Raw genomic sequence first — 22506 nt, 5'->3', positions numbered from 1 at the left:
ACGCAATATTCATCGCGTAGAAATAATATCGATCACAAACACAAGAGTGTCTGAACCACCAATTCCAGCCTGAGGAACTCCACGAGAACCATAACCATACTCAGGCGGAATAGAAACAAGAAGCCTAGAGCCAACATTATGACCTGGAACAGTACGATCCCACCCCTGAATCACCTGACCAACACCAATGCCAAAACTTGCTGGCCTATGACGATCAAAGCTAGAATCAAACGGCTTATCCGCACCCCAAACAACACCATGATAATTAACAGTCACAGTATCTCCAGCGCGAACTAAAGGACCATTACCTTCTACTAACTCAACAACCTTAAGCCCCGCTGGCGGCTCAGACGCTGGGAACGTCACCGTTGGCGTAGTACCAAATTCCGCAACTACTTCTGGCATATCCTGTGCCATATTGCCCTCCTTTATAACCTTTTCCAATCCCTTACAGCCATATGTAAATGCTTAAAACATTTGCAAAAATCAACTAATGTTTAATAGCATTATCCAAAAACTTCGAACATTATATTCGAACATTATAACAGTTCTGTAATCTTATAGCGTGATTTAGATTAGCACTCAACCGCTACCTATGCCAATAATATAAAGTTAAATCCTAAGTTAAATCCTAATCTAATCCAAAATTTAATTTAGGATTCAATCTAAAATTCAATCTAACATTCAACAACGTTTACGGCGAGTCCACCTTTAGATGTTTCCCTGTACTTAGACATCATATCTTGACCAGTTTCCTTCATTGTTTTAATCGCATTATCAAGGCTAACAATATGCGAACCATCACCTAGCAGAGCAATTCTTACAGCATTAATCGCCGTATTAGCAGCCATAGCATTGCGCTCAATGCAAGGAATCTGTACCAAACCGCCAACAGGATCACAAGTCAAACCAAGATGATGCTCAATACCAATTTCCGCAGCATTTTCAACCTGTTCAGGGGTGCCGCCAAGCACCTCACATAATCCAGCAGCAGCCATAGAACACGCGGAACCAACTTCTCCCTGGCATCCAACTTCTGCACCAGAAATCGAAGCATTGCGTTTAAACAGGTATCCAACAGCGCCAGAAGCAAGAAGGAATCTTACAATTCCATCTTCACTAGCACTATCTACAAACCGCCAATAATATTGCAAAACAGCTGGAATAATTCCGGCAGAACCATTAGTAGGGGCCGTAACAATACGACCACCACCAGCATTCTCCTCACTAACAGCTAGTGCAAAAAGATTAACCCACGCAGAATCGGAGCTTTCTAAAGCTGAATCAGACCTGCGATGATTCTGACGAAGCATATCTGAATTAGCGGCAAGACGCGCATACATATTGGGAGCACGTCTAGGAACATCAAGTCCTCCAGGGAGAATCTCCTGTTTAGAATTACAACCATTTTCCACACACTTGCTCATAACCTTCCACACATGTAGCAAATAGGAGCGAACGTAATGCGCATCCCCCTCATGCAAAGCAAGCTCATTTTGCCAAACAATATCACTTATATTCTTATGCTCTTTTTTGCAAATTGAAATAAGCTCTTTACAAGTCGAGAAAGGATAAGGAACAGTTGAATCATTGGAAGAATTTACGGAAGAATCGCCAGCCGCCGTAGAATCGCCATTTACAGAATCATTTGTCGAGTCAGACTTAGAATCATCAACATTATTCGCATCGTCTAAAACGCGATCATGCAACCCAACCATTGCATCATTCGCGTTACCTTTGCGAATAAAACCACCTCCAATTGAATACCAAACTTGCTCGTCAACAGTATCACCTTGAGAATCAAAAGCCACAAACCTCATGCCATTAGGGTGTGCAACCATGCGCTTCCACTTTTCAAAAATCACGTCTGAATCGTAATCAAATTCAATAGTATGACTATGAGCAAGAGTCAAAGTACCAGTTTTCTTACAATATTCGCGAATAGTCATCATGTGTTCTGTATCAACATCGTCAGGTAAATTACCCTCCAAGCCTGCAACAGAAGCACGATCCGTGCCATGGCCCAAACCTGTAAGAGACAAAGAACCGTACAATGTAACATGAACTCGCGCAACATTATTAAGCTTTCCGCTTTCCTTCAACGAGGTAACAAAAGCATTCGCAGCGCGCATAGGACCAACAGTATGAGAAGAACTAGGTCCTACACCAATCGAAAACATTTCTAAAATACTGAACACATATACATTGTAAGCATAATTTCAAAGTCACGACACGCAGCGATTCGATATACGTTTCATACAACATAAAAATAAAATGCACTACAAAACCCAAAAACCAACCAAAGTTGATAAAAGCTAATAAAAGCTAATCAGCATCTTCATCCATAGAAATATCTGCAGCAGAAATATCAGAAGAATGACTGTTATCTAACCAACTTACGATTAGTCTGCTAAATAAGTGTAAAAGCATCCACACAACAAGGGCAAACATTACTGCACAAATCATAACAAACATATCGTTTCCATTAGTTGGAATGTGCAAATCAAAGAAATGAGCGACAAACGGTATAAACGCGCCCACAACACCAGCCAGCGCAAAGCACAACACCATTATTCCACGCCAAGAAAAAATAGGTTTAGAAACAGTAGCTAAAACCACTACGCCAAGCGCAAAAACAACAACCGCACAAATACTACGAGTCACACCCAAAGACTTGGCTGCACCAACAATGAGCTTGGAAGCACTCACACCAGAAGCATCTAAACCACGCGCCAACATCATAGGAGCAAAAACAGCCGTAACCAACACAGATATAGCAACAGCCACACCATTAGGAAGAGCAAAACGCACAACGCGATGCAAAAACCCTGGAATATAACGTCTTGAATTAGGAGCCAAAGCCAGCAAAAACGCTGGAATACCAATTGTTAACGAGCCAATATAAGTTATGTGACGAGGCAGATACGGGAAGTGAAGACCAAGAAGAACAACACCAGCCGAAATAAGTGCAGAATACACAGTTTTAACAAGGAACAATCCTGCAACACGCTCCATATTTGCCATAACCTGACGCCCCCTAGCAACCACGTCTGGAAGATGTGAAAAACGCGAATCAACAAGCACAACTTGAGCCACAGCCTTAGCTGCAGGAGCAGCATTCCCCATAGCTACACCCAAATCCGCTTCTTTAAGCGCAAGAGTATCGTTAACACCATCGCCAGTCATAGCAACAACATGACCCTTAGCATGCAGAGCCTGAACAATTGCCTTCTTTTGATCTGGCAAAACACGACCAAGAACATCAACATTCTCGAGCACCTGAGAAAGCTGATTAACATCTTTAGGAAGATTCCTAGCATCCATAGCAATAGGCTTAGAATCGCCGGTTAATCCAACTTTTTCAGCCACTGCAGCAACTGTTATAGGATTATCGCCAGAAATAACACGGCATCTAACTCCCTGCTGCCTAAACCATGCGAGCGTTTGTCTAGCATCCGAACGAATTTTCTCCGAACAGCGAACCAAGGCAACAGGACGTGCATTAGAAGAAATAGTAGGAGAATCAGAAAAAGTAGAATCACATGAATCGCTGTCATCTAAAGCAAGGAGAAGTACACGCTCACCTTTTTGAGCATATTCATTTACGCGATGCAAAATACGATCAAACTGCTCATGCGAGCGCATATTAGAATAGTTAGAATCAGAATTGCCGTCAGAACAATCACGAAACTCACGGATCGCACTAATCAAAACTTCTGGAGCACCCATGTACCAAGTTTCAAAACTACCATCTTTATGCTTGTAATTAATAGCACTCCATTTTCTAGAAGACGAGAACGGAAGACGATTATTTATTACGCAACCAGAGGAGACACCCTGATTTTCAACGTTTTTATCATTAAGACCTTTGCTAAAAGTATCTTTACTACCAAGACCTTCCATAATTGCTATACCAGTAGCATTTGGATTTTCTTCATTAGACAAATCAAATAAAGCTTGATTTACAAAACCGCGCAAACCATCATTCAAGTCGAAAGCGTCCGCGCTGCTCTGCTTTGCAACATCACTTAAATTGTCATCAAGCAAATCCACGCCTACAAATGCGATTCCACCATCCGTAATAGTGCCAGTTTTATCCAAATTCAAACAATCCACTCGCGCCAAAGTTTCCACAGATTCTAGCTCTTGTATCAGAGTCTTCTTTCGAGCGAGGCGCATAGCAGCAACAGCAAAATTAAGCGAAGTTAAAAGCACAAGACCTTCTGGAATCATGCCAACAACACCAGCGACAGCAGAAACCACAGCACTACGCCAATGGCCAGTTTGCCACGCAAGCGCAAAACCACCAACCTTACTAATCTGAGACCATACAAGCAAGACGCAAAGAGGCACAACAACAATCGTCATCCACTTTAAAATCGTGTTAATTCCGCGGCTCAAATCCGAAATTGTTTTAGTGTAAACCTTTGCTTGAGCAGCCAATTTAGCAGCATAACTGTTGCCACCCACAGCCGTAACACGAGTCAAAGCAACACCAGAAACAGCGGTAGAGCCAGAATATACGCGATCCTCTGCAGCCTTACGTACAGTTGCAGATTCGCCCGTAAGCATTGACTCATCCATCTCCAAACCCCAAGATTCAAGCACTTGCACGTCTGCAGGAACCTGGTCTCCAGCACGAACCCATAACAAATCACCAAGCACAATATCGCAATGGTTTATAAAAACGTTCTTGCCGCCCCGTCGCACAATCGATCGCGAAGCCACAAGAATCGAAAGCCTATCAAGCGTGTGTTTTGCACGCAACTCAGTAACAACGCCAATACCAGTGTTAATCAAAATAACAAAACCAAAAACGGCATCTTTCCAAGATCCAGTAGCGAGAACAACCACCATTGCTACAAAGATAATTGCGTTAAAAAGTGTAAACACGTTTGCACGCACAATAGAAAGCACAGACCTAGATGTTCGATTAGTCGTAATGTTAACGTCGCCATTTTCCACAGCATAAGAAACTTCATCTGCATTTAAACCAGATTCGTTAACTTCTGGCAAATCAGGCAAATCAGACATGTCACTTATGTCACGCAAATTATCCAAATCACGCATCTGCAGCCTCCGCGAAGTCTCTGGCAAATCTTTCTTAATTACGCTAGTTCTTGTCATTTATAATCACATCCCTGCTGTGAGGCGTATTATCTATTAACGATTGAACGATTTTTAGAAGAGATGAATGTTGAATTTTTCCCAATTTATCTACATTCGACTTATTATCCCTATTAAACTCAAACAAAGCTTGATTGTCTAAATCCTTGAAAATATACAATTTTGCAGCATACAAAGTTGAATCCTTCGGAGGATTTTTAGGATTCACAAGAGCTACTGGTATTCCAGCAAAACGAGCATATTTAAGCGCATCAATCCAAGATTCACGAGCCTTTAAATCTACATGTGCTCCACCAGCATTGCTTTTAACACCTAAATCTGTAGAATCTGAAGCATCAATATTGATGCTGTTAATCAATATCATAGAAACAGGCTGCTCGGAAGCAGACTTAATCGCATCACTTGCAGCCTCATTAGCGTTCTTAACATCCGACACAGAAGCATAAGCTGCACTCAAACCAGATTTTTCGCATAAATGAAGGAGTTTGGAATCAAGAGATGCGGATTTTGACCCAACTATAAGTAGCTTGATATCTTCTACGTCAATGCCATCGTGAACTATGTCGTCTGCCTTACCCGTATCCCCAACCGCGTGATTCTTAGGCTCACACCCACTCAAAGACGCTACCGCCAATAGAGAAATCGACGCAGCTGCACATAAACATATCACGCGTTTAAGTTTATTCATAAGCACGTGCTTTGTTTTGCGCATAAGAGACATAAGACTTTTATATCACAAATTGCATATGAAATACTTAAAAGGCGTATTACCATGATGTAACAGTCGTTGCTCTCCTATGTATATTAGATGGAGCCACAAGTATCTCACGATTAGTGCAATTAGGAATAATCTTATTTTGTTTAAATTCAGAATGCTGTTGATTGGATTCACTATCTAGTCTCTGAAGTACTAGTTGAATCGCAGTCTTTGCAACTTTTCTTGGAACAGTTGAAATATTAGTAATAGGCGTTGGGAAACTCTCTGCATAATCATCAGAACAATGTAAAATAACCGATAAATCTTTCCCAGGCTGAATATTTCGTTCTTTCAAATACCATAACAACCACTGAGCTACACTAGGCTGACGAACAATAATACCAAGCCTATCATCTTTGTACTTCAATAATCTGTCAGCGCATTCAACAAAACCTGTCCAGTCTGGAGATTTTCTTGGGACTATAGAATACGGAATATTAAGCTTTTCACATTCTTGACGTATAGCCATATGGAACTCGTGAATAAAGAACATGTTTTCAGGCTCTTCAAAGTCTATAGAGTACGGGTTACTCACAGGCTCACCTATTACAGCAATATGATGATGATTTGTCTCGTATAGTTCATCAACTGCCATACGTCCTGCAATACGAGCATCTAAATCTACGACATCCAAGCCCTGAGCATTTCTAGGTCTTCCAATTAGCACTGTTGGCTGAGTCAATTGGCAAACTACTGGTATACGAGGATCATTAGTCTCAATATCCATAAGGATAAAAGCATCACAAAGTGTCTTATTAGCTAATCTTTGTATACTCTTTGAATCATGTGCAGTTGTGTTAAGAATAACATCATATCCATGTTCTTCAGCATAACGAACTATGGTATCTATGTAAGGAGTAGTTTCATTTGCATCTTTATTGCTACGCATCTCTGCAAATAGTGCAATAATGTTCGTCTTAGATGTTCGAAGAATGCGAGCGCCAGCGTTAGGATGATAGTTAAGTGTGCGCATTGCATTGAGTACACGGTTACGTGTTTCAGGAGCAATCCCGTTTTTATCATTAATAACAAACGAAACAGTTGTTTGCGAAACTCCGGCTAAAGTCGCTACATCTTTACTTGTAGGAGCTTTGTAGGCAAAACCGTCTTGTGAAATTCTCATTGCATTACAACCTATCGCTAAGCAATTACAACCTTTGTACTACTTGCCATCAATCCCAAAATATACAGAATATATACTATATACAAAATATACTCTACATTTTTTTTGTGAATATTGGAATTCGATCCAACGGCGTATCAACAATGATAGTAGTTGGTCCATTAAAAATAATTTTATCATCACTTTCCCAACTTCCATCAGGAATATAAACAGAACGCTGTTTTTGATATTTATTAAGAGCTGGAGCCACTATAATTCTGTCTCCAAGTAAGAATTGATCAATTATATCTTCACAATGATCGTAGTGGTAAGACATTGGTCGTACTATTGGCTCACCAGTATTAGCAGCATTTAATGCAAACTTTTGTATCGTCGGCAAATGTGCTTCTCTTGTTCTTATAGCACAAATTAGAGCTTTCATATGCTCTTTATCTAAAACACGGTGAGGTAAAGTAGAGAATTGCATCATAGGACATAATGCTGCAATCTGTGCATACCGAATAAAGAAATCTTGATCTATACTATTAGCATTTTGCATAGATTCAATTTCGCCTCCACCAATCATATCTGGACATGTGAATGCGTGACCAATAAGACCTTGAGCTATTATTTCTGGAATAAGCGATTGTAGACCTTCAACCCCCCACGATTGTGGCTTATCTCGTAAGCGCTGCGCTAAAGGCTGACCACCCATTTTCCAACATGCTCTAAACTCGTTGTAAGAGTAGCGCAACCCGAATTTCGCCCATCGCTCACAAAATTCTGCAGACGTCATTGATTCGTATGAAATGTCATCGTTATGACACTCATAAAAATCACCACCATCGAATTTAAACCCATCAACACCTATTTGTCTAAGAGCATCAAGCTTCTCTTCTAACCAAGAGATTGCTTTTGGATGCGACAAATCCAAAACAGCACTCAAGCCATTCCACCATCGTCGTATTGCTATTTCCCCATTTACACTTCTCAATAAAAGATTTTCTTTTTCCAAATAACGGAAATTTTCAGAATCAGGACTAATGAAAGGCACTAGCCAAAGCATTACACGAAAGCCTTGTTCGTGCAATGAGTCAATCATTTTACGAGGTTTTGGAAAACGCGAAATATCAAATGTCCAATCACCATAATCAGGTGACCATTTGTCATCAATCATAATGATTCCAGATGGCATTCCTAATTCAAGAATCTGACGCGCATAATTTTCTACTTTATTTTGCGTTGGAGCATAAGGCATTTCGATCCAAGTATTATATTGCGGCTTATCAATAAGATCTGCAGGTATACTTCTACCGCTTGGTGGAAAATATTTATTGCAAGCATACTTATAAGCATCAGATAATTTATCTCCAACTTTGGTAAACGTTAGAGATGATGAATGTTCTATCGATAGAGTTCTATCTGCGAATGTAAATTTGAAAGGTTCTTTGCACCATACATATCGTCCACACGTAGATATTAGTAGCGGAGAAGATTGATTTGAGGCTTCAGGAACTTCTCTTAGTTTTTGAGTCCATTCAGACAAATCTCTTGTAAATACTTGTTTCCCAAATGGTTCATATATCCCATCAATTACTGTTCCACCCCACCAGCGCTCCCCTTCGAGCAACCTAATTGTGGTTACAAATTTATCGACTACATTTGAAACTACATCTGTTTTTGTTGCGTCTGCTGTGTTTAGCACATCCATTGTGCGACTAATTTCCACGTTCATCTTGCATCCTAAAAAATATTATCTGTATACATTCAATTATTACTAATACGTATTATTACTATAATATTAATAATGGATATTGTCTAATATATATAAAATATTCTTTATCCATACAAGTTTATCCTGCTCATAAATAACGAAATCCCTTAATAAATCACTATTTTTACGCTTGTTATATATCTTTTTAAAAACACATATAACTATATTTAAGTTGCATTTTTATAAGATATGTGTCATACTGTACCTATCAGTACTAATACGTATTGAAAAGATGGTAGAAGATTTGCTATCACAAAGAAAGGAAATCACAATGAGGTGTGGGTTTCGAAATGTAAAGCGCACGGCGGTGGCACTGGTGACACTCGCCACAGTGTTATTACCATTGGGAGCATGTGGCAATGGAAATTCTGCTGGAAAAGTATCTATTTCGTTTTATTCTTACTTCAAGAAAAATCAGATAGGCAATGTAATTTCAGCATTTCAAAAAGCACATCCAAATATTAAGATTGATGCGCAATATGGTCAAAATTCAACGCAATACATCCAAACTCTGCAAACTCGACTAGCTGGCGGCACTCCTCCGACGATTTTCAATTTAACAATGGATAACCGCACTGACATAATGCAATCTGGTCAAGCTCTGGATATTTCAGGATCAAAATTCTTCTCTGGAATTGATGAATCAAACTTCAAGCTATTCCAACACAACGGTAAAACATATGGCATGCCAGTTTCTGCTTGGGTTGGTGCAATGTTTTACAATAAAGATATTTTGAAGCAAGCTGGATACACTGAATTCCCTAAGACATGGGACGACTTTATTACTATGGGCAAGAAGATTAATGATTCTGGTAAAGTCGCATTCTTGGAAGATTTTAACACACAGCCATCTGGCACATTCGAGGCATTATTAGCAAGTAAATATGCTTCTGACAAAAACGATAAGCAAGACGAAGTAATCTGGAACGGATCTTCAACATTTAGTAAAGAGTGGACTCCAGCATTGAGCGAATGGGCTAAAGCTATAGACGCAAAAGTCATTCCTCATAAGAGCATTGGCCTAACAGCAGATCAGGTAAAGCAAGAATTTGTCACTGGAAATCTTGCAGTTATGCGTTCTGGTCCTTGGGATTTGGCAGATGTAAAAGCCTCTGGAATTAATTTTGGTGTTGCTCCTATGCCTTCTTATAAGAATGGAGAGCAGTGGATTAATGGTGGCCCTGACCAAGGATTCGCTATTGCAGCTAAAGCATCTAAAGCTCAGCAAGAAGCAGCAAAAACATTCTTAGCATATTTGAACAGCAAGGATGGTCTTAAGACGTTCACAACAAATGCTGGAACTTTGTCATTATCTGATAAGTATCGCGCAGATCCTCCTGCTGAACTTGCTGGAGTTATTAAAGATTATTTCCAAAATAACAAATTCTACTGGGTGAACTTCTCCAAGTCTCCTAGCGCAATGATGACAGAGATGGCATCTCGTCAACAAGAGCTAGTTCAAGGAAAAATCACTCCAAAAGAATTCACTAAGTTGTTAGACGATAAATGGAATTCGATGAAATAGTATAAGCAGAATGGGTTGCACTCTGAAATTTTAAATCAGTAAAATCTGTTACAGAGTGCAACCCGTTTTCATTGACAAGAGTAATTTGCATCTGTAATCCTGTTAGCAATAGCAGATTTGTAGATCATAGAGGGGGCATTACTATGAGGTGTTCACCAAACAATAACAGCAATTCTGAGCAAATAAGACATAAGTTTTCTGTATCTTCAGCTGCCTTTAAAGATAATTTAACTTCATTTTGGTTCCTATTGCCAATAGTGATTATTTTTATTGTGTTAACTTTAATTCCTTTAATGCAATCAATTTTTTACTCATTTACTGATTTCAATGGCTACGATTTAAATTTTCACTTCATCGGCTTGCAAAAGTATCAACAAGTCTTTTCTGACACATCATTACTTTCAGCATTAATTTTTACATTGATGTATTCATTCATCGTTACCATCGTAGTTACATGTCTGGCAATTCCTCTAGCCGTTGTTTTAAATCAAGCAATGATTGGTAAGAGTTTTTTGCGATCATTATTCTTCTTCCTAGGAGTACCAGCACAAGCGGTAATTGGTCTAATTTGGCAATACATTTTTTCTCCTTTAGATTCTGGAGTCGCCAATCAAGTTTTACACACATTTGGCTTACCTTCTATTCAATGGCTTTCTCAAGATAACTGGGCACGTTTTTGCGTAATGTTCGTAGCAGTATGGATGCAAGTTGGATGGCATGCTACTTTATACATCGCATGGCTTCAGGCAATTCCAGCAGATCTCTATGAACAAGCGAGAGTAGATGGTGCGAATGGTTTACAGCGATTCGTTCATATAACTTTGCCACAGTTAATTCCAGGAATGGTTGTTTCAACATTTTTATTGATGACAACTGCTTTGAAAATATACGACTTACCATACACATTGACCGCTGGAGGTCCTGGTCATTCCACAAATACCATAACTCAAGCGATAATTATGCGCGGCATGGGACAATCTGACGTTGGTTTAGCATCAGCATTATCTACATTATTCACGATTGCTTGCGTAATTGTTATTGCAATCCAAATGAAGGTATCAAGCACAGTTGCAAGGAGATTCCAATAATGAACAAGCGTCACAAAATCGTATCTCAAACAGTTCGAACTATAGTTGTTTGGACAATTGCTCTAATATGCGCTGTCCCCCTGTACTACGTTGTAATTAGTTCATTCAAAACACCTATCGACATGATTAAACACCCATTGCAGCTACCAACACAATGGTTATGGAATAATTACATAGATGCGTTTGCAGATGGAACAATCATTCAAGCATTTATAAACACAATTATTGTGACTGCTGTTTCTGTTATTTTGCAAGTATTAATCGGATCACTTGCAGCTTATGGTGTAGTACAGAAAAAATCTCTTTTTACTATGATTATTGGGTCAATCCTAATGATTACATTTGCAATACCAGTACAAGCGACTTTATTGCCTTTATACCGTATGGAATCTTCAATAGGTTTAACAGATACTCTTACAGGTCTTGTAGCGCTATATATGGGTAGCTGCGTCTTTTGCTATTTTCTTATTGTTGGCTATATGAAAGCTCTTCCACAAGAATTATTTGAAGCAGCAAAAATTGATGGCGCAGGACCATTCCGAATATATTGGACTATAGTTCTGCCTCTTATACGTCCAATTATTGTAGCCGTAGTTGTTTTCCAAACAATGGGCACTTGGAATGACTTTCTTTTACCAAGCGTGTTCTTATCATCAACAGACAAACAGACTGTTGTCTTACAGGTTTACAATGCTGTACAACAATTCACAACAAACTGGCCTTTGTTCATGGCAACGACTGTATTAGCTTTGATTCCAGTGTTTATTTTCTTCTGCTTCTGCCAGAAGTGGATAGTTTCTGGTCTTTTAGCTGGATCAGTAAAGGGCTAAATATTTATAGCTAAATGTTTTTACATAATTAGGATAATCAATGAAGATAATCAATTTTAATAAAAAGTGCATGTGCATATTTTCTGCTATATGTATAAGTACATGTGTTGTACAAAGTAACTGGTTTTCGGTGGCAAACAGTTTAGAAATCAATTCTAAGCATAGCCGTACATTTGAGAATAGAGACACTGTACTTATTAATATTTGATCCAAATCAAATATTAAAAGATTGATGCGCTTTCGACTATAAGCAAAAACATTTATTACATAAGCGTTACATAATATACGCGAACTATTGCGCACTTTATACCAGATTTGACCTAATTTACGTGCATCCTAAAGGAATATTTTCCCAAGTTTGTTTATCATTTGAGCAAAAACGACTACAAACACGGGCGAAAATACACAAACACAGGCAAAGACGTTAGCGCACTTAAACCGCGCTAACGTCGAAACACACCCTACGCCATATTCACCCCATAGCACGTACAAATACAAGTAAAAAATGACCTGCATAAGTGCATACGGTTATAAACTAGTCAGCCATACAGGTTACGAGAATAAAAAAGTTGCTCAGCTACAAGCAAAAAGCTATAAAACCGAGCAACCAATTTACACTGCTAAAACTGCTTACTTATTTCTGCGCAATCCACCACGACGAGCAGCAAATAGCGCTCCAGCAGCAGCGAGAAGCGATGCCAGCAGCCCAGTAGGAGCAACAACAGAACCAGTATTCATGCCACTGATTTCTCCACGCTTATTACTATCACTACTCATTTCAGCATTCGAATAAGCACGCATACCAGCAGACTTAGAATTCTTAATAACCTGAGCACGAACCTCATCACGAACCTGCGAAGCACGAGACTTAGCAGCAAGCAAAGCCTTACGCGCAGCACTCAGCTTCTCAACAGCAGCATTCACTTGTTCCTGAGTGCTATGAGGATCGGCCGCTACCTTTTTAGCTTCCGCCAAAGCACTATCAACATTAGATTTTGCCTTAGAAACATCAATATCCGCCTGCTTAACAGCTGGAGAATTCTCTACACCAGAATCGATATTTGCATCATGTGATCCATTATCATTGGATGCATTATCTTGCTTAGCAGCAGAACTGCTGGTGACACCATTACCACTATTTGTACTCTTGCTAACATTCCCTGAATTAATAGAATTGCTAGAGTTATCATCCACATTGTTCTGCTGCGAACCATTGGCATTATCGCTAGATTGCAAATCGGATTCAGCACCCTCGATCTGCAAATGCAACTCGCCCTTATCTACAATAGCTGGCGCATTATCATTCACACCAAAACCAGAATCACGAGTTTGCTCTGGAGTTGGAGTTGTATCGGGAGTTGGAACTGGAACAGGCTTTTGCTCAAACTCTGGATTCACAGGAATAACTGGAGACAGAGACTGAGCAGGAGCTACACCAGTCAACGCATTCTTAGCCCGCTGGAGCTTCTTCAAAGCAGAATCAACAAGAGCTTGACGCTCTGATTGAGTCTTAGAAGCAAGATCTTTACCAGTACCAGATATATCAGCCAACTTTGAAACGAGATCTCGCGCATCTTGCAAAGCATCATTATATGCAGTCTTTTTATCCGAAGTGTCATAGAGGTACGCAGAAGACATTCTCACAGTGCCTTCAAGAGCAATCTCTTCCTGCAAAGCACTAATATCAACACCATTCAACGAAGATGCAGCAGTCTGAAGATTTTTCAAAGCATTGTCAACAGCACTCTGCTTATCCTCAGGAGACTTCTGAGACTTATTGTTCTTCGCTTCACTCAAAGCATTCTGAGCTTCGATAAGAGCCTGATCAAAAGTAGTCTGCTTATCTTTATCAGAGTTCTTATACTGCGGCTTATCCTTTATATCAGTATCCTTAGTAACTTCAGACTGCAGCTTAGATGTATCAACAACGCCATCCAGCTCGTTCGATGCAATTTCAAGATTATCCTTAGCAGTCTTTATTGCCTGCTCAGTCTTACCATTAGGGTTCTTCAAGATTTCTTCAGCAGCTTTCAGAGCCTTATCAAAATTATCTCGCTTATCTTGATTGGCGTTCTTGTAAGACACTTTAGACTTCTTAGTATTGGCATTATCAACAGCGTTATGCAAATCAGAAATATCATGACCATCCAAACCATCGATAGCTTTGGTAAGCTTATTGATAGCATCAGAAATTTCCTTCTCTGTTGCACCAGCTTTATTTACGATATTTTCTGCAGAAGCTATAGCGTCATCAAGCGCTTTACTATTGGTATTAGAAGCATTCTTATAAGCAGGAGTATCCTTCTTACCTTTTGCCTCCGTAAGCTTTCCTGTCAACTTAGTCTTGTCAACACCATCAAGATTACTAATAGCATCATTAAGTTTATTTAATGCTTCATCAATAGCTTTCTGCTTTTGCTCAGGAGTGTTCTTTGACTTATCCTTCTTAGCGTCAGCAAGAGCAGACTCAGCGCGATTGAGAGCCGTATCAACAGCTTGCTTCTTTTCTTGAGAAGCATTCTCATACTTAGGATCGCCATCAGATTTAGGATCAGTTGTTGACTTCTTCATTTTCTTTGCTTTTTCTACAGCAGCTTCCAAATCAGAAGTTTTAACCTTACCATTAAGATCGTTAAGTGCCTTATCCAAGTCGTCTTTTGCTTTACTGATCTCAACATCTGATGCGCCAAGCTTCTTTTCGATTTCCTCAGCATATTTTAACGCTTTATCAAAAGCAGATTTCTTATCTTCTGACGCGTTATTGTAAACAATTTCAGATTTCTTTGAATTTGCTTTCTTTATGGCATCATTCAAATCAGATTTATTATGACCATCAAGAGCATCAATTGCTTTGCTTAACTTAGATTCAGCCTCATTAATAGACACCTGTGAAGCATCTTTTTGGTCATAAACTTTCTTTGCATTAGACAGAGCAGTATCAAAATCATTCTTCTTATCTTTAGAAGCATTCTCATACTTTGGATTCTTCTTTATAGAAGAATCATCTTTACCCTGCTTATTCTTGCCTTGCCATTCATAAGCGGTCTCAATTTCACGCTGAAGCTTTGACTTGTCAACAGTATTACCACCGAGATCCTTAACAGCATTTTCTAATGTGTTCTTAGTCTCATCAACCTTGGCACCATCAGCATTCGTACCCTTAGTTAGATCAACAAGAGTAGATGCATTTGTTAATGCAGTGTCAAAAGCATTCTTCTTAGATGTATCCTTGTAGCCATCAGACTTCTTAAGAGTTTCTTTCTGTTTATTGACCAAATCAACAAGAGTCTTAAGATCACTCATCTTCTTGTCAAGCTCTTTAGCCTTAGCAACAACAGCAGTGATGGCAGTCTTAGCCTGATCAACAGTCTTCAAATTATCGCTGGTAGGATCAGTTTCAACATCATCAATTTTCTGCTTCAAAGCATCCTTTTGAGCTTTGTTAAGATTCGTGAGCTTATCTACATCAGATTTAGCATCACTCTTAGCTTTATTTAACTCAGCTTCCTCAAGAATACCCTCAACTTCTCGCAAATCATTAGCTTTATCAATGCGATTATTTAGATCTGTAGCTTCTTGATCAGTAAGATCACCTTTCTGCTTCAGATCAGCAATCTTCTTCTTAGCTGCAGCTTTAGCATCCTCAAACTCAGCTTTGTTGAGAATCTCTGCAACTTTATCAAGACTATTTGCTTTATCAATATCACCCTGATACTTCTGCTTTTCAGTATCATTAAGATTAGTAAGCTTACCGATAGTATCCTTAGCAGCTTGCTTAGCAGTATCAAGACCATTATTATTACTGTTATCAAAAGCAGTCTGATTCTGATTGCCTTTTAACGTAGCGTCATTCTTGGCTTTGTTTACACCATCAGTATCCTGAGCTTCATCAACTTGCTTAATAAACTGCTCTTTCTGCTCAGGCTTGAGTTTATCATTATTGCGAATTTCATCAATAGCAGCCTGCTTTTGCTTCTCAAGTTCAGCTTTCTTCTTAGCTTCTTCAGCCTTGCCTGTGTCTTGCTGTTCTTGCTGATTCTGAGTTTGTATATCAGTATCAACCTTCGTATTATCTTTCTGCTGCTGCTGTTTCTGTTGTTGCTCAGCCTGCTGATCAGCTTGTTGCTGCTTTTGATCAGCTTCCTTTTGTTTCTTTTGATCCTGATCCTTTTGGAACTCGTTTATCTTCTCACGGATCTTTTCAGGATCAGTCTCATTACCAATCTTCTTTTTGAGTTCTTTCTTCTGATCTTCAGGTAAACCAAGATTATCCTGAGCATTCTCAATCTGCTTTTGAGCATCTTTCTTTTTCTTCTCATCTTTACCATGCTTGTCAGCAGACTTAATGATATTGTCTACATCCGTAGGCTTAGTAATATTGTTGATATCGTTCTTATGATCTTCCTTGAACTTCTTAATCTCTTGATCATTCAAGCCATTTTTCTTAAGAATCTTGTCAATAAGATTCCCAGCTTCCTTCTTAAGTTCTTCAGGCTGAGGAGCAGCAGCATTAGATACGAAGCAGTCGTTCTTAGTAAGACTGAATGCTAAATCAGAACCACCATATTTACTAGATTTTCTAACTTCAATGGAGTCGCCTAAATAAATTGTTACAATTCCATCTTCACCACCAAATCCACCTCTAACCAATTTAAGATTAGATCCATTTTTTTCAATCCACTGTCCACTATATCTGTAAAGTTGCATTCCATTACCTATACTGTCACCAGTAGTGGTAAGTTTATTCAGTAAGCCATCAGTCTTAGTTATAAAATCTGTAGTTATTTCAGCATTTCCTGATTTAACTTTCCAATTATCTTGAATGAACTTTATGACAAAACTATTCCAATCAGCAACCTGCGGCTTATCCTTATCGTTAATAGCAATCTTAGTGATGTTGTACTTGTACCCATTATTATTTTTTGTTTCAGTTTTTGGCTTTTCTGGATTACCATTGGTATACGCCAACTCAGAATAGTCGAAGGTAGAAGTTGAATCATCATTAAACTTAACAGTCATAATATGCTTATCATTATCAAATGTGATAGCACTATTTTCATTATTACCTTTTAGCTTGCTTTTAAGACCATTATTGGCTGTTAATATAGCTTTTCTAACTTTATTCTGTTCTTCCTCTTTTAAACTCTTAGCATTATCAACTGCTGTACGAGCTGGAAGTGTAATATTCGTCAAATCAGCGAGTGGCTTACTTTTATACACCATCTTGCTGCCATCGAGCTTATCATTAGACTTATCAGTATAAGTGATAGTTACATCACCATTACTACTAACAGAAATAGCTTTTTTCTTAGCATCGTCTGTATTTGGATTTCCTATAGCATCCATGAATTCTTTGTTAGATTGATTAATTTCATAGATTTTTTCTAACAATGTTTTTTGCTCAGATGCAGACAATTTACTTGGATTCCCAACTGCCATTGGCACTGGATAGTAAGGGGTAAACTTATCCGCAAGTGAACGCTGCTTCTTTACAAGATACTGGCCTTCAATTGTCTTAGTGGAAGGAGTGCCAATTTTATCATCAAACGTGATAGTCGCTTTACCGTTACCATCAACAGTTACACTCTTGATATTTTTATTCTGATTAGCATTCTTAATAGCATTTTCAACTTGCGTCTTCTCTGTTGAATCAAGAGAAGACGTATTCTTCACAGGAGTCAAAGCTGGATACGTAATTTTTGTGCGCTCTGACAATGGCACGTAGCGCTTAGTTAGATTCTCCTTAGAAATAGTATCCTTAGAGTCATCTTTGTACGTAATAGTCGCGCTACCATCATTATTGACTTTTACAGCCTGTTTGAAAGCCGCTTCAGTTTGAGTCTGTTCCATACCTTTAAGCTTTTTAAGCACATCGGTATTACTCTTATTAGCATCCCACAGCTTGCTGAGTATTTTATCTCGCTCAGACTCTGTTGGCTGTCCAAATGTAGCAATTTCTGTAGCCTGAGGATAATTAAGTTCCAATTCCTTGGAATACTCTGGCAACGTTGGAGCAATCTCAACTTTGCCAACAGTGTAATGCCAGTTGCCCATCACCTGGTACACACCTGCAGCAAACTTTAAAGGCTCCGTTTTATCTTTCAGTTTGATAACAAAGCTAATCTTAGATTTTCTATTGCCCCTACTCTCCCAGTTAATAATTAGTGCACTCGTATCGTTCATATATGCTGTAGAAGTATTGTAAGTATCACCTGAGTTGTCATAACCGCCGGCTTCACCAGTCATCCTCTTCCAGTTATTCTCAAACTCAGTTTTCTCCGTATTCTTACTAAACCAGAAACGGCTTGCAGACTGATTCCAAGCATCCTTTCCATATGTTGCACCTGTTTGTTTGGAACCGCCATCACCAGTCAACTGTTCATCTTTATGCAAAGTAACTTTATTATCTACAATGTCAACATCCTTAGGCACGCTCGCCCACCAAAATGGTCGACCACCCCACCATTCACCCTGAGAATTAAACTGGTATTCGACCTTGTAATACTGTCCGTAAGTTTCTCTATCAGCCTTATTCTTATCAGTTACCTGATTCTTATCGCAAGGAAGTGCTTTAATATCAACATACCTCTGCGCCTTTGTAGAAGAATCACGATTCGCATACCTATAGCTGCCGTCAGGCATATTCACGCCATTAGCCCATGCATGGTTAGATGGCAATCCTGCTCCACATGCAAGCAAACTTGCTAGCACTGCTGTTAAAGCAATTTTAGGAAGTACAGAGACCCTTCTAGAAGAAGTTGCCTCAAAGTTTGTAGACGTAATCGATTTCGCCATTGAATCGATAACAGAATTATCTAGGTACGAAGATTTTGTGCACTTTTTAGATATGGATATGTGTTTCGCGCTATTTTGTTTACTCGTCATATACTTCACCCTTTTAGGACGTCTATACTTTTCGACTTTTTGCATCACAGGCAAATATTTGTTCATAAAATGTAGAATAACTAACAAAACAAAGCACAGAGATAGCAAATTGCCAATTAGAGTAATCTACCCCCCCCCCGTGGAAAAATTCAATAATTTTGAGAGAATTTGTTGAGTGATTTTAATCACAGATTTATATTATTTTTTAAAAAATTACTGATTTTCCTTACTAAACATTAACAAAATAAGGTTTACACAAATTTTCGCTATATATTTTTTATTAATGATATTGATAAGCATAAGCTATACACGACATGCCGTTACACTCGAATACAAGTAAACTAACGCGGGATAAGAAAAACACTACAAGATAATCAAAATCACGTAAGAATATTCCCGCATTTGTTCCCTTTTTGAGCAAAATAGAAACAAACACGGGAGACGCGACCTGCATGAGCTCTTAAAGCGTAGCGCGCGAACGACATGATGTACTTTGCACCAGATTCACCCCAACTCGCGCACTATAGCACTCTAGAAATAGCAAATTTTCAGGAGATCACCTATTAACAAACTTGCTGTATGCATCCTCATCTGCAACGACATCAAGCTCACCAATCCAAATAAACGGATCAGTAGCCTTGCAGAAACCATACTTAAAGAAATAAAGACCATCGCTAACATCAAGTGAGAACACACCACCCATGTTAAAGTACTTCATTCCAAGCTCATGCGCCCACTGAATCAAATCCCATATAGACAAATACCCTGGGCTCACCTTGCCCTGCATGGTCGCAGTAGCACCATACATGTACCATAATTCACCGTTATAAGGCAAACCAATCATGCACGCAATAGTCTTACCCTCATAGTCCGTGCTATAAATTCTCATTTCTGGATAAGCTGCAAGCAATCTCTCAAAATACTCTTTAGGTCTGTATGTAATACCGTGTCTTTTTGCCATAATCTCAGTAAGCTCATAGAACTTGTCAATATCTTCCTGAGAACGACTCCACCTAGATGTAACGCCAGCTTTTAAAGAAGCCCTTATGTGCCTTCTTGTCATCGCACTAAACCCAGCAAGAAGATCATCCGTAGACTTACCCTCAAGATCTAGCATCATCTCATATCGAGGATTGGAGAAAGAGTGAAGTTTTTCCCCATCGCTCCTAAAAGTAAAACCTTGCTCTCTATACTTCTTAACAAGATCTTGATCGTTTTTAACGCAAGGATCCATTCGCAGCAAAAACGCATTGTACTTTTCAATAAGAGGCTTAGCTTCTTCAATCAGCTTCTTAGTGGTTTCTATATCATAAAAATCACTTACTGGTCCATGAGGAGCATAGAGGAACATTTTATCATCAACAGCTTTTATGCCGAGAACAGACATTGCTGCTGTAATCTTACCGTTTTCTTCTAGATAAACGTATTCACTAATCCAGTTGCTTTTCACATCTGCCCAACGCATATCTTGCATAGCGTTTCCATAAGGCGAATGTTTTATGAATTCCTCATATTCTTGGACTTTAGAAGAATCATTTTTATCAAGTATCGGCATTTGTTCTCCTTTTTAGCTCAATACGTGATTTTAATTCAGTTTTACTCTGATAGCACGAGTTATACGCGATTTAGCGAGTAAGCTTACGATGCAAGCGATGAGGACGAGCAGCTTCTTCACCAAGGCGTGCGATCTTATTTTCTTCGTAAGCTTGGAAGTTACCTTCGAACCAGTACCATTTTGCAGGATTCTCATCGTCGCCTTCCCACGCAAGAATATGCGTGGCAACGCGGTCAAGGAACCAACGATCGTGGCTCACCACTACAGCGCAGCCTGGGAAGTCAAGCAAAGCGTTCTCTAAGCTTTCAAGAGTCTCAACATCTAAATCGTTAGTAGGCTCATCAAGCAGCAGCAAGTTGCCGCCCTGCTTAAGAGTTAAAGCCAAATTCAAGCGATTACGCTCGCCGCCAGAAAGCACGCCCGTAAGCTTCTGCTGATCCGAACCTTTAAATCCAAAGCTTGCAACATATGCGCGAGTAGGGATTTCAACGCCTGCAACTTCAATAAAATCAAGTCCGCCTGAAACAGCTTCCCACAAGTTCTTATTAGGATCCAATCCTGCACGATTCTGATCCACATAAGAAATCTTCACAGTATCTCCAACTGTAAGCTCTCCACCAGAAAGTGGCTCCAAGCCCACAATCGTCTTGAAAAGCGTAGACTTACCAACACCGTTTGGACCAATCACGCCAACAATACCGTTACGAGGCAAAGTAAACGACAAATCGTCGATTAACACGCGATCTCCAAAAGCCTTGTGAATATGCTTCGCTTCCAAAACTTGCGATCCCAAGCGTGGACCTGCAGGAATTTGAATCTCCGAAAAATCAAGCTTCTTGGAATTGCGTGCCTCTTGCTCCATTTGGTCGTAGCGCTCCAAACGAGCCTTGTTCTTAGCCTGACGAGCCTTCGGCGAGCTACGCACCCAGTCCAACTCATTCTTTAAGCGCTTAGCAAGCTTGGCATCCTTAGCACCCTGGATTTCCATACGCTTAGCCTTGGTTTCCAAGTAAGTGGTGTAATTGCCCTTGTATGGGTAAAGCTGACCACGATCAACTTCACAAATCCACTCTGCTACGTTATCCATAAAGTAGCGATCATGGGTTACAGCAATAACAGCGCCTTCATACTTGTGTAAGAACTGTTCCAACCAAAGAATAGACTCAGCGTCCAAATGGTTTGTAGGCTCGTCCAGCAGCAGCAAATCTGGGGCTTCAAGAAGAAGCTTGCACAGCGCCACTCTACGCCTTTCTCCACCAGAGCACACAGAAACAGGCGAATCTGGATCTGGGCATTGCAAAGCATCCATCGCCTGCTCAAGCTGAGAATCCAAATCCCAACCATTTGCAGCATCAATCTCTGTTTGCAACTTGCCCATTTCTTCCATCAATGCATCAAAGTCAGCATCTGGATTTGCCATCTCTTCGCCGATTTGGTTAAAACGCGCTACTTTTTGCGCAATCTCACCAAATGCCATCTTAATGTTTTCGCCAACCGTCTTCGTTTCATCTAGAGGTGGCTCCTGCTGCAAAATTCCAACGGTATAACCTGGCGTAATCGAAGCCTCGCCGTTTGATACATTCTCCAAACCAGCCATAATCTTCAGCAACGTTGATTTACCCATGCCGTTAGGCCCTACAACGCCAATCTTTGCGCCTGGTAGGAAGCTTAAGGTAACGTCGTCTAGAATCACGCGATCCCCGTAAGACTTGCGTGCCTTAATCATTTGGTAAATAAATTCAGCCAAAGTAATATACCATCCTTAAAAATTGAATTTAAATTGAATTAAAATTAAATTATTACAGCAGATTTTTAAATTTTAGGTTTGTGTTTATGTTTTGTATTTCGGTTTTATACTTATAT

The 22506-nt window shown here is 39.5% G+C and carries 12 protein-coding genes; 3 read left to right on the top strand and 9 right to left on the bottom strand.

The genetic code is table 11. From position 1 onward, the window contains the following. Positions 1-9: 9 nt before the first annotated feature. The 6 genes from HXT19_RS01555 to HXT19_RS01530 all read right to left on the bottom strand — a co-directional run bounded on the left by HXT19_RS01555 (position 10) and on the right by HXT19_RS01530 (position 8721). Positions 10-417, bottom strand: coding sequence for an FKBP-type peptidyl-prolyl cis-trans isomerase (locus tag HXT19_RS01555; RefSeq protein WP_004112263.1), 408 nt, complete (start codon positions 415-417; stop codon positions 10-12). A 260-nt stretch (positions 418-677) separates the two neighbouring features. Further along, positions 678-2180: an L-serine ammonia-lyase gene (locus HXT19_RS01550; RefSeq protein WP_101887888.1), complete on the bottom strand. Its 1503-nt coding sequence runs from the start codon at positions 2178-2180 to the stop codon at positions 678-680. A 145-nt stretch (positions 2181-2325) separates the two neighbouring features. Beyond that, complete coding sequence (locus HXT19_RS01545; RefSeq protein WP_373271618.1) at positions 2326-5127, bottom strand: HAD-IC family P-type ATPase; 2802 nt, start codon at positions 5125-5127, stop codon at positions 2326-2328. After that, positions 5114-5848 carry a hypothetical protein gene (locus HXT19_RS01540; RefSeq protein ID WP_101887889.1) on the bottom strand — a complete coding sequence of 245 codons (735 nt, stop codon included), beginning with the start codon at positions 5846-5848 and terminating at the stop codon, positions 5114-5116. Before HXT19_RS01540 ends, HXT19_RS01545 begins: the two co-directional genes overlap by 14 nt. A 46-nt stretch (positions 5849-5894) precedes the next feature. Beyond that, on the bottom strand, positions 5895-7007 hold the full coding sequence (locus HXT19_RS01535) for a LacI family DNA-binding transcriptional regulator (protein WP_101887890.1): 1113 nt from the start codon (positions 7005-7007) through the stop codon (positions 5895-5897). Positions 7008-7101: 94 nt separating this feature from the next. Then, positions 7102-8721 carry a glycoside hydrolase family 31 protein gene (locus HXT19_RS01530; protein WP_101887891.1) on the bottom strand — a complete coding sequence of 540 codons (1620 nt, stop codon included), beginning with the start codon at positions 8719-8721 and terminating at the stop codon, positions 7102-7104. Positions 8722-9031: 310 nt separating this feature from the next. Between HXT19_RS01530 and HXT19_RS01525 the strand changes: the two genes are divergently transcribed. The 3 genes from HXT19_RS01525 (at position 9032) to HXT19_RS01515 (ending at position 12203) form a co-directional block, all read left to right on the top strand. Further along, complete coding sequence (locus tag HXT19_RS01525; RefSeq protein ID WP_004112252.1) at positions 9032-10285, top strand: ABC transporter substrate-binding protein; 1254 nt, start codon at positions 9032-9034, stop codon at positions 10283-10285. 143 nt (positions 10286-10428) lie between these two features. Next, the gene (locus tag HXT19_RS01520; RefSeq protein WP_004112250.1) at positions 10429-11373 is read left to right on the top strand and encodes a carbohydrate ABC transporter permease; all 945 of its coding nucleotides are present in this window, start codon (positions 10429-10431) and stop codon (positions 11371-11373) included. Further along, a complete protein-coding gene (locus HXT19_RS01515; protein WP_422119727.1) occupies positions 11373-12203 on the top strand; it encodes a carbohydrate ABC transporter permease in 831 nt (276 codons plus the stop codon). Before HXT19_RS01520 ends, HXT19_RS01515 begins: the two co-directional genes overlap by 1 nt. 630 nt (positions 12204-12833) lie before the next feature. Here the strand turns inward: HXT19_RS01515 and HXT19_RS01510 are convergent. The 3 genes from HXT19_RS01510 to ettA all read right to left on the bottom strand — a co-directional run bounded on the left by HXT19_RS01510 (position 12834) and on the right by ettA (position 22390). Then, positions 12834-19088, bottom strand: a complete 6255-nt coding sequence (locus tag HXT19_RS01510; protein ID WP_422119726.1) for a sugar-binding protein — start codon at positions 19086-19088, stop codon at positions 12834-12836. Positions 19089-19644: 556 nt separating this feature from the next. After that, complete coding sequence (locus HXT19_RS01505; protein ID WP_004112243.1) at positions 19645-20643, bottom strand: lipid II:glycine glycyltransferase FemX; 999 nt, start codon at positions 20641-20643, stop codon at positions 19645-19647. Positions 20644-20713: 70 nt separating this feature from the next. After that, complete coding sequence (ettA, locus tag HXT19_RS01500; RefSeq protein ID WP_004122991.1) at positions 20714-22390, bottom strand: energy-dependent translational throttle protein EttA; 1677 nt, start codon at positions 22388-22390, stop codon at positions 20714-20716. Between the last annotated feature and the right edge of the window lie 116 nt (positions 22391-22506).

This window comes from Gardnerella sp. DNF00038 (assembly GCF_049262855.1).
GTDB lineage: Bacteria > Actinomycetota > Actinomycetes > Actinomycetales > Bifidobacteriaceae > Bifidobacterium > Bifidobacterium vaginale.
This window is presented reverse-complemented; position numbering and strand designations above follow the sequence as displayed.

What these genes read in the sequence shown, in the direction of transcription:
- HXT19_RS01555 (WP_004112263.1), bottom strand. Translation starts at nt 417, where the DNA reads ATGGCACAGGATATGCCAGAAGTAGTTGCGGAATTTGGTACTACGCCA.
- HXT19_RS01550 (WP_101887888.1), bottom strand. Translation starts at nt 2,180, where the DNA reads ATGTTTTCGATTGGTGTAGGACCTAGTTCTTCTCATACTGTTGGTCCT.
- HXT19_RS01545 (WP_373271618.1), bottom strand. Translation starts at nt 5,127, where the DNA reads ATGACAAGAACTAGCGTAATTAAGAAAGATTTGCCAGAGACTTCGCGG.
- HXT19_RS01540 (WP_101887889.1), bottom strand. Translation starts at nt 5,848, where the DNA reads ATGTCTCTTATGCGCAAAACAAAGCACGTGCTTATGAATAAACTTAAA.
- HXT19_RS01535 (WP_101887890.1), bottom strand. Translation starts at nt 7,007, where the DNA reads ATGAGAATTTCACAAGACGGTTTTGCCTACAAAGCTCCTACAAGTAAA.
- HXT19_RS01530 (WP_101887891.1), bottom strand. Translation starts at nt 8,721, where the DNA reads ATGAACGTGGAAATTAGTCGCACAATGGATGTGCTAAACACAGCAGAC.
- HXT19_RS01525 (WP_004112252.1), top strand. Translation starts at nt 9,032, where the DNA reads ATGAGGTGTGGGTTTCGAAATGTAAAGCGCACGGCGGTGGCACTGGTG.
- HXT19_RS01520 (WP_004112250.1), top strand. Translation starts at nt 10,429, where the DNA reads ATGAGGTGTTCACCAAACAATAACAGCAATTCTGAGCAAATAAGACAT.
- HXT19_RS01515 (WP_422119727.1), top strand. Translation starts at nt 11,373, where the DNA reads ATGAACAAGCGTCACAAAATCGTATCTCAAACAGTTCGAACTATAGTT.
- HXT19_RS01510 (WP_422119726.1), bottom strand. Translation starts at nt 19,088, where the DNA reads ATGACGAGTAAACAAAATAGCGCGAAACACATATCCATATCTAAAAAG.
- HXT19_RS01505 (WP_004112243.1), bottom strand. Translation starts at nt 20,643, where the DNA reads ATGCCGATACTTGATAAAAATGATTCTTCTAAAGTCCAAGAATATGAG.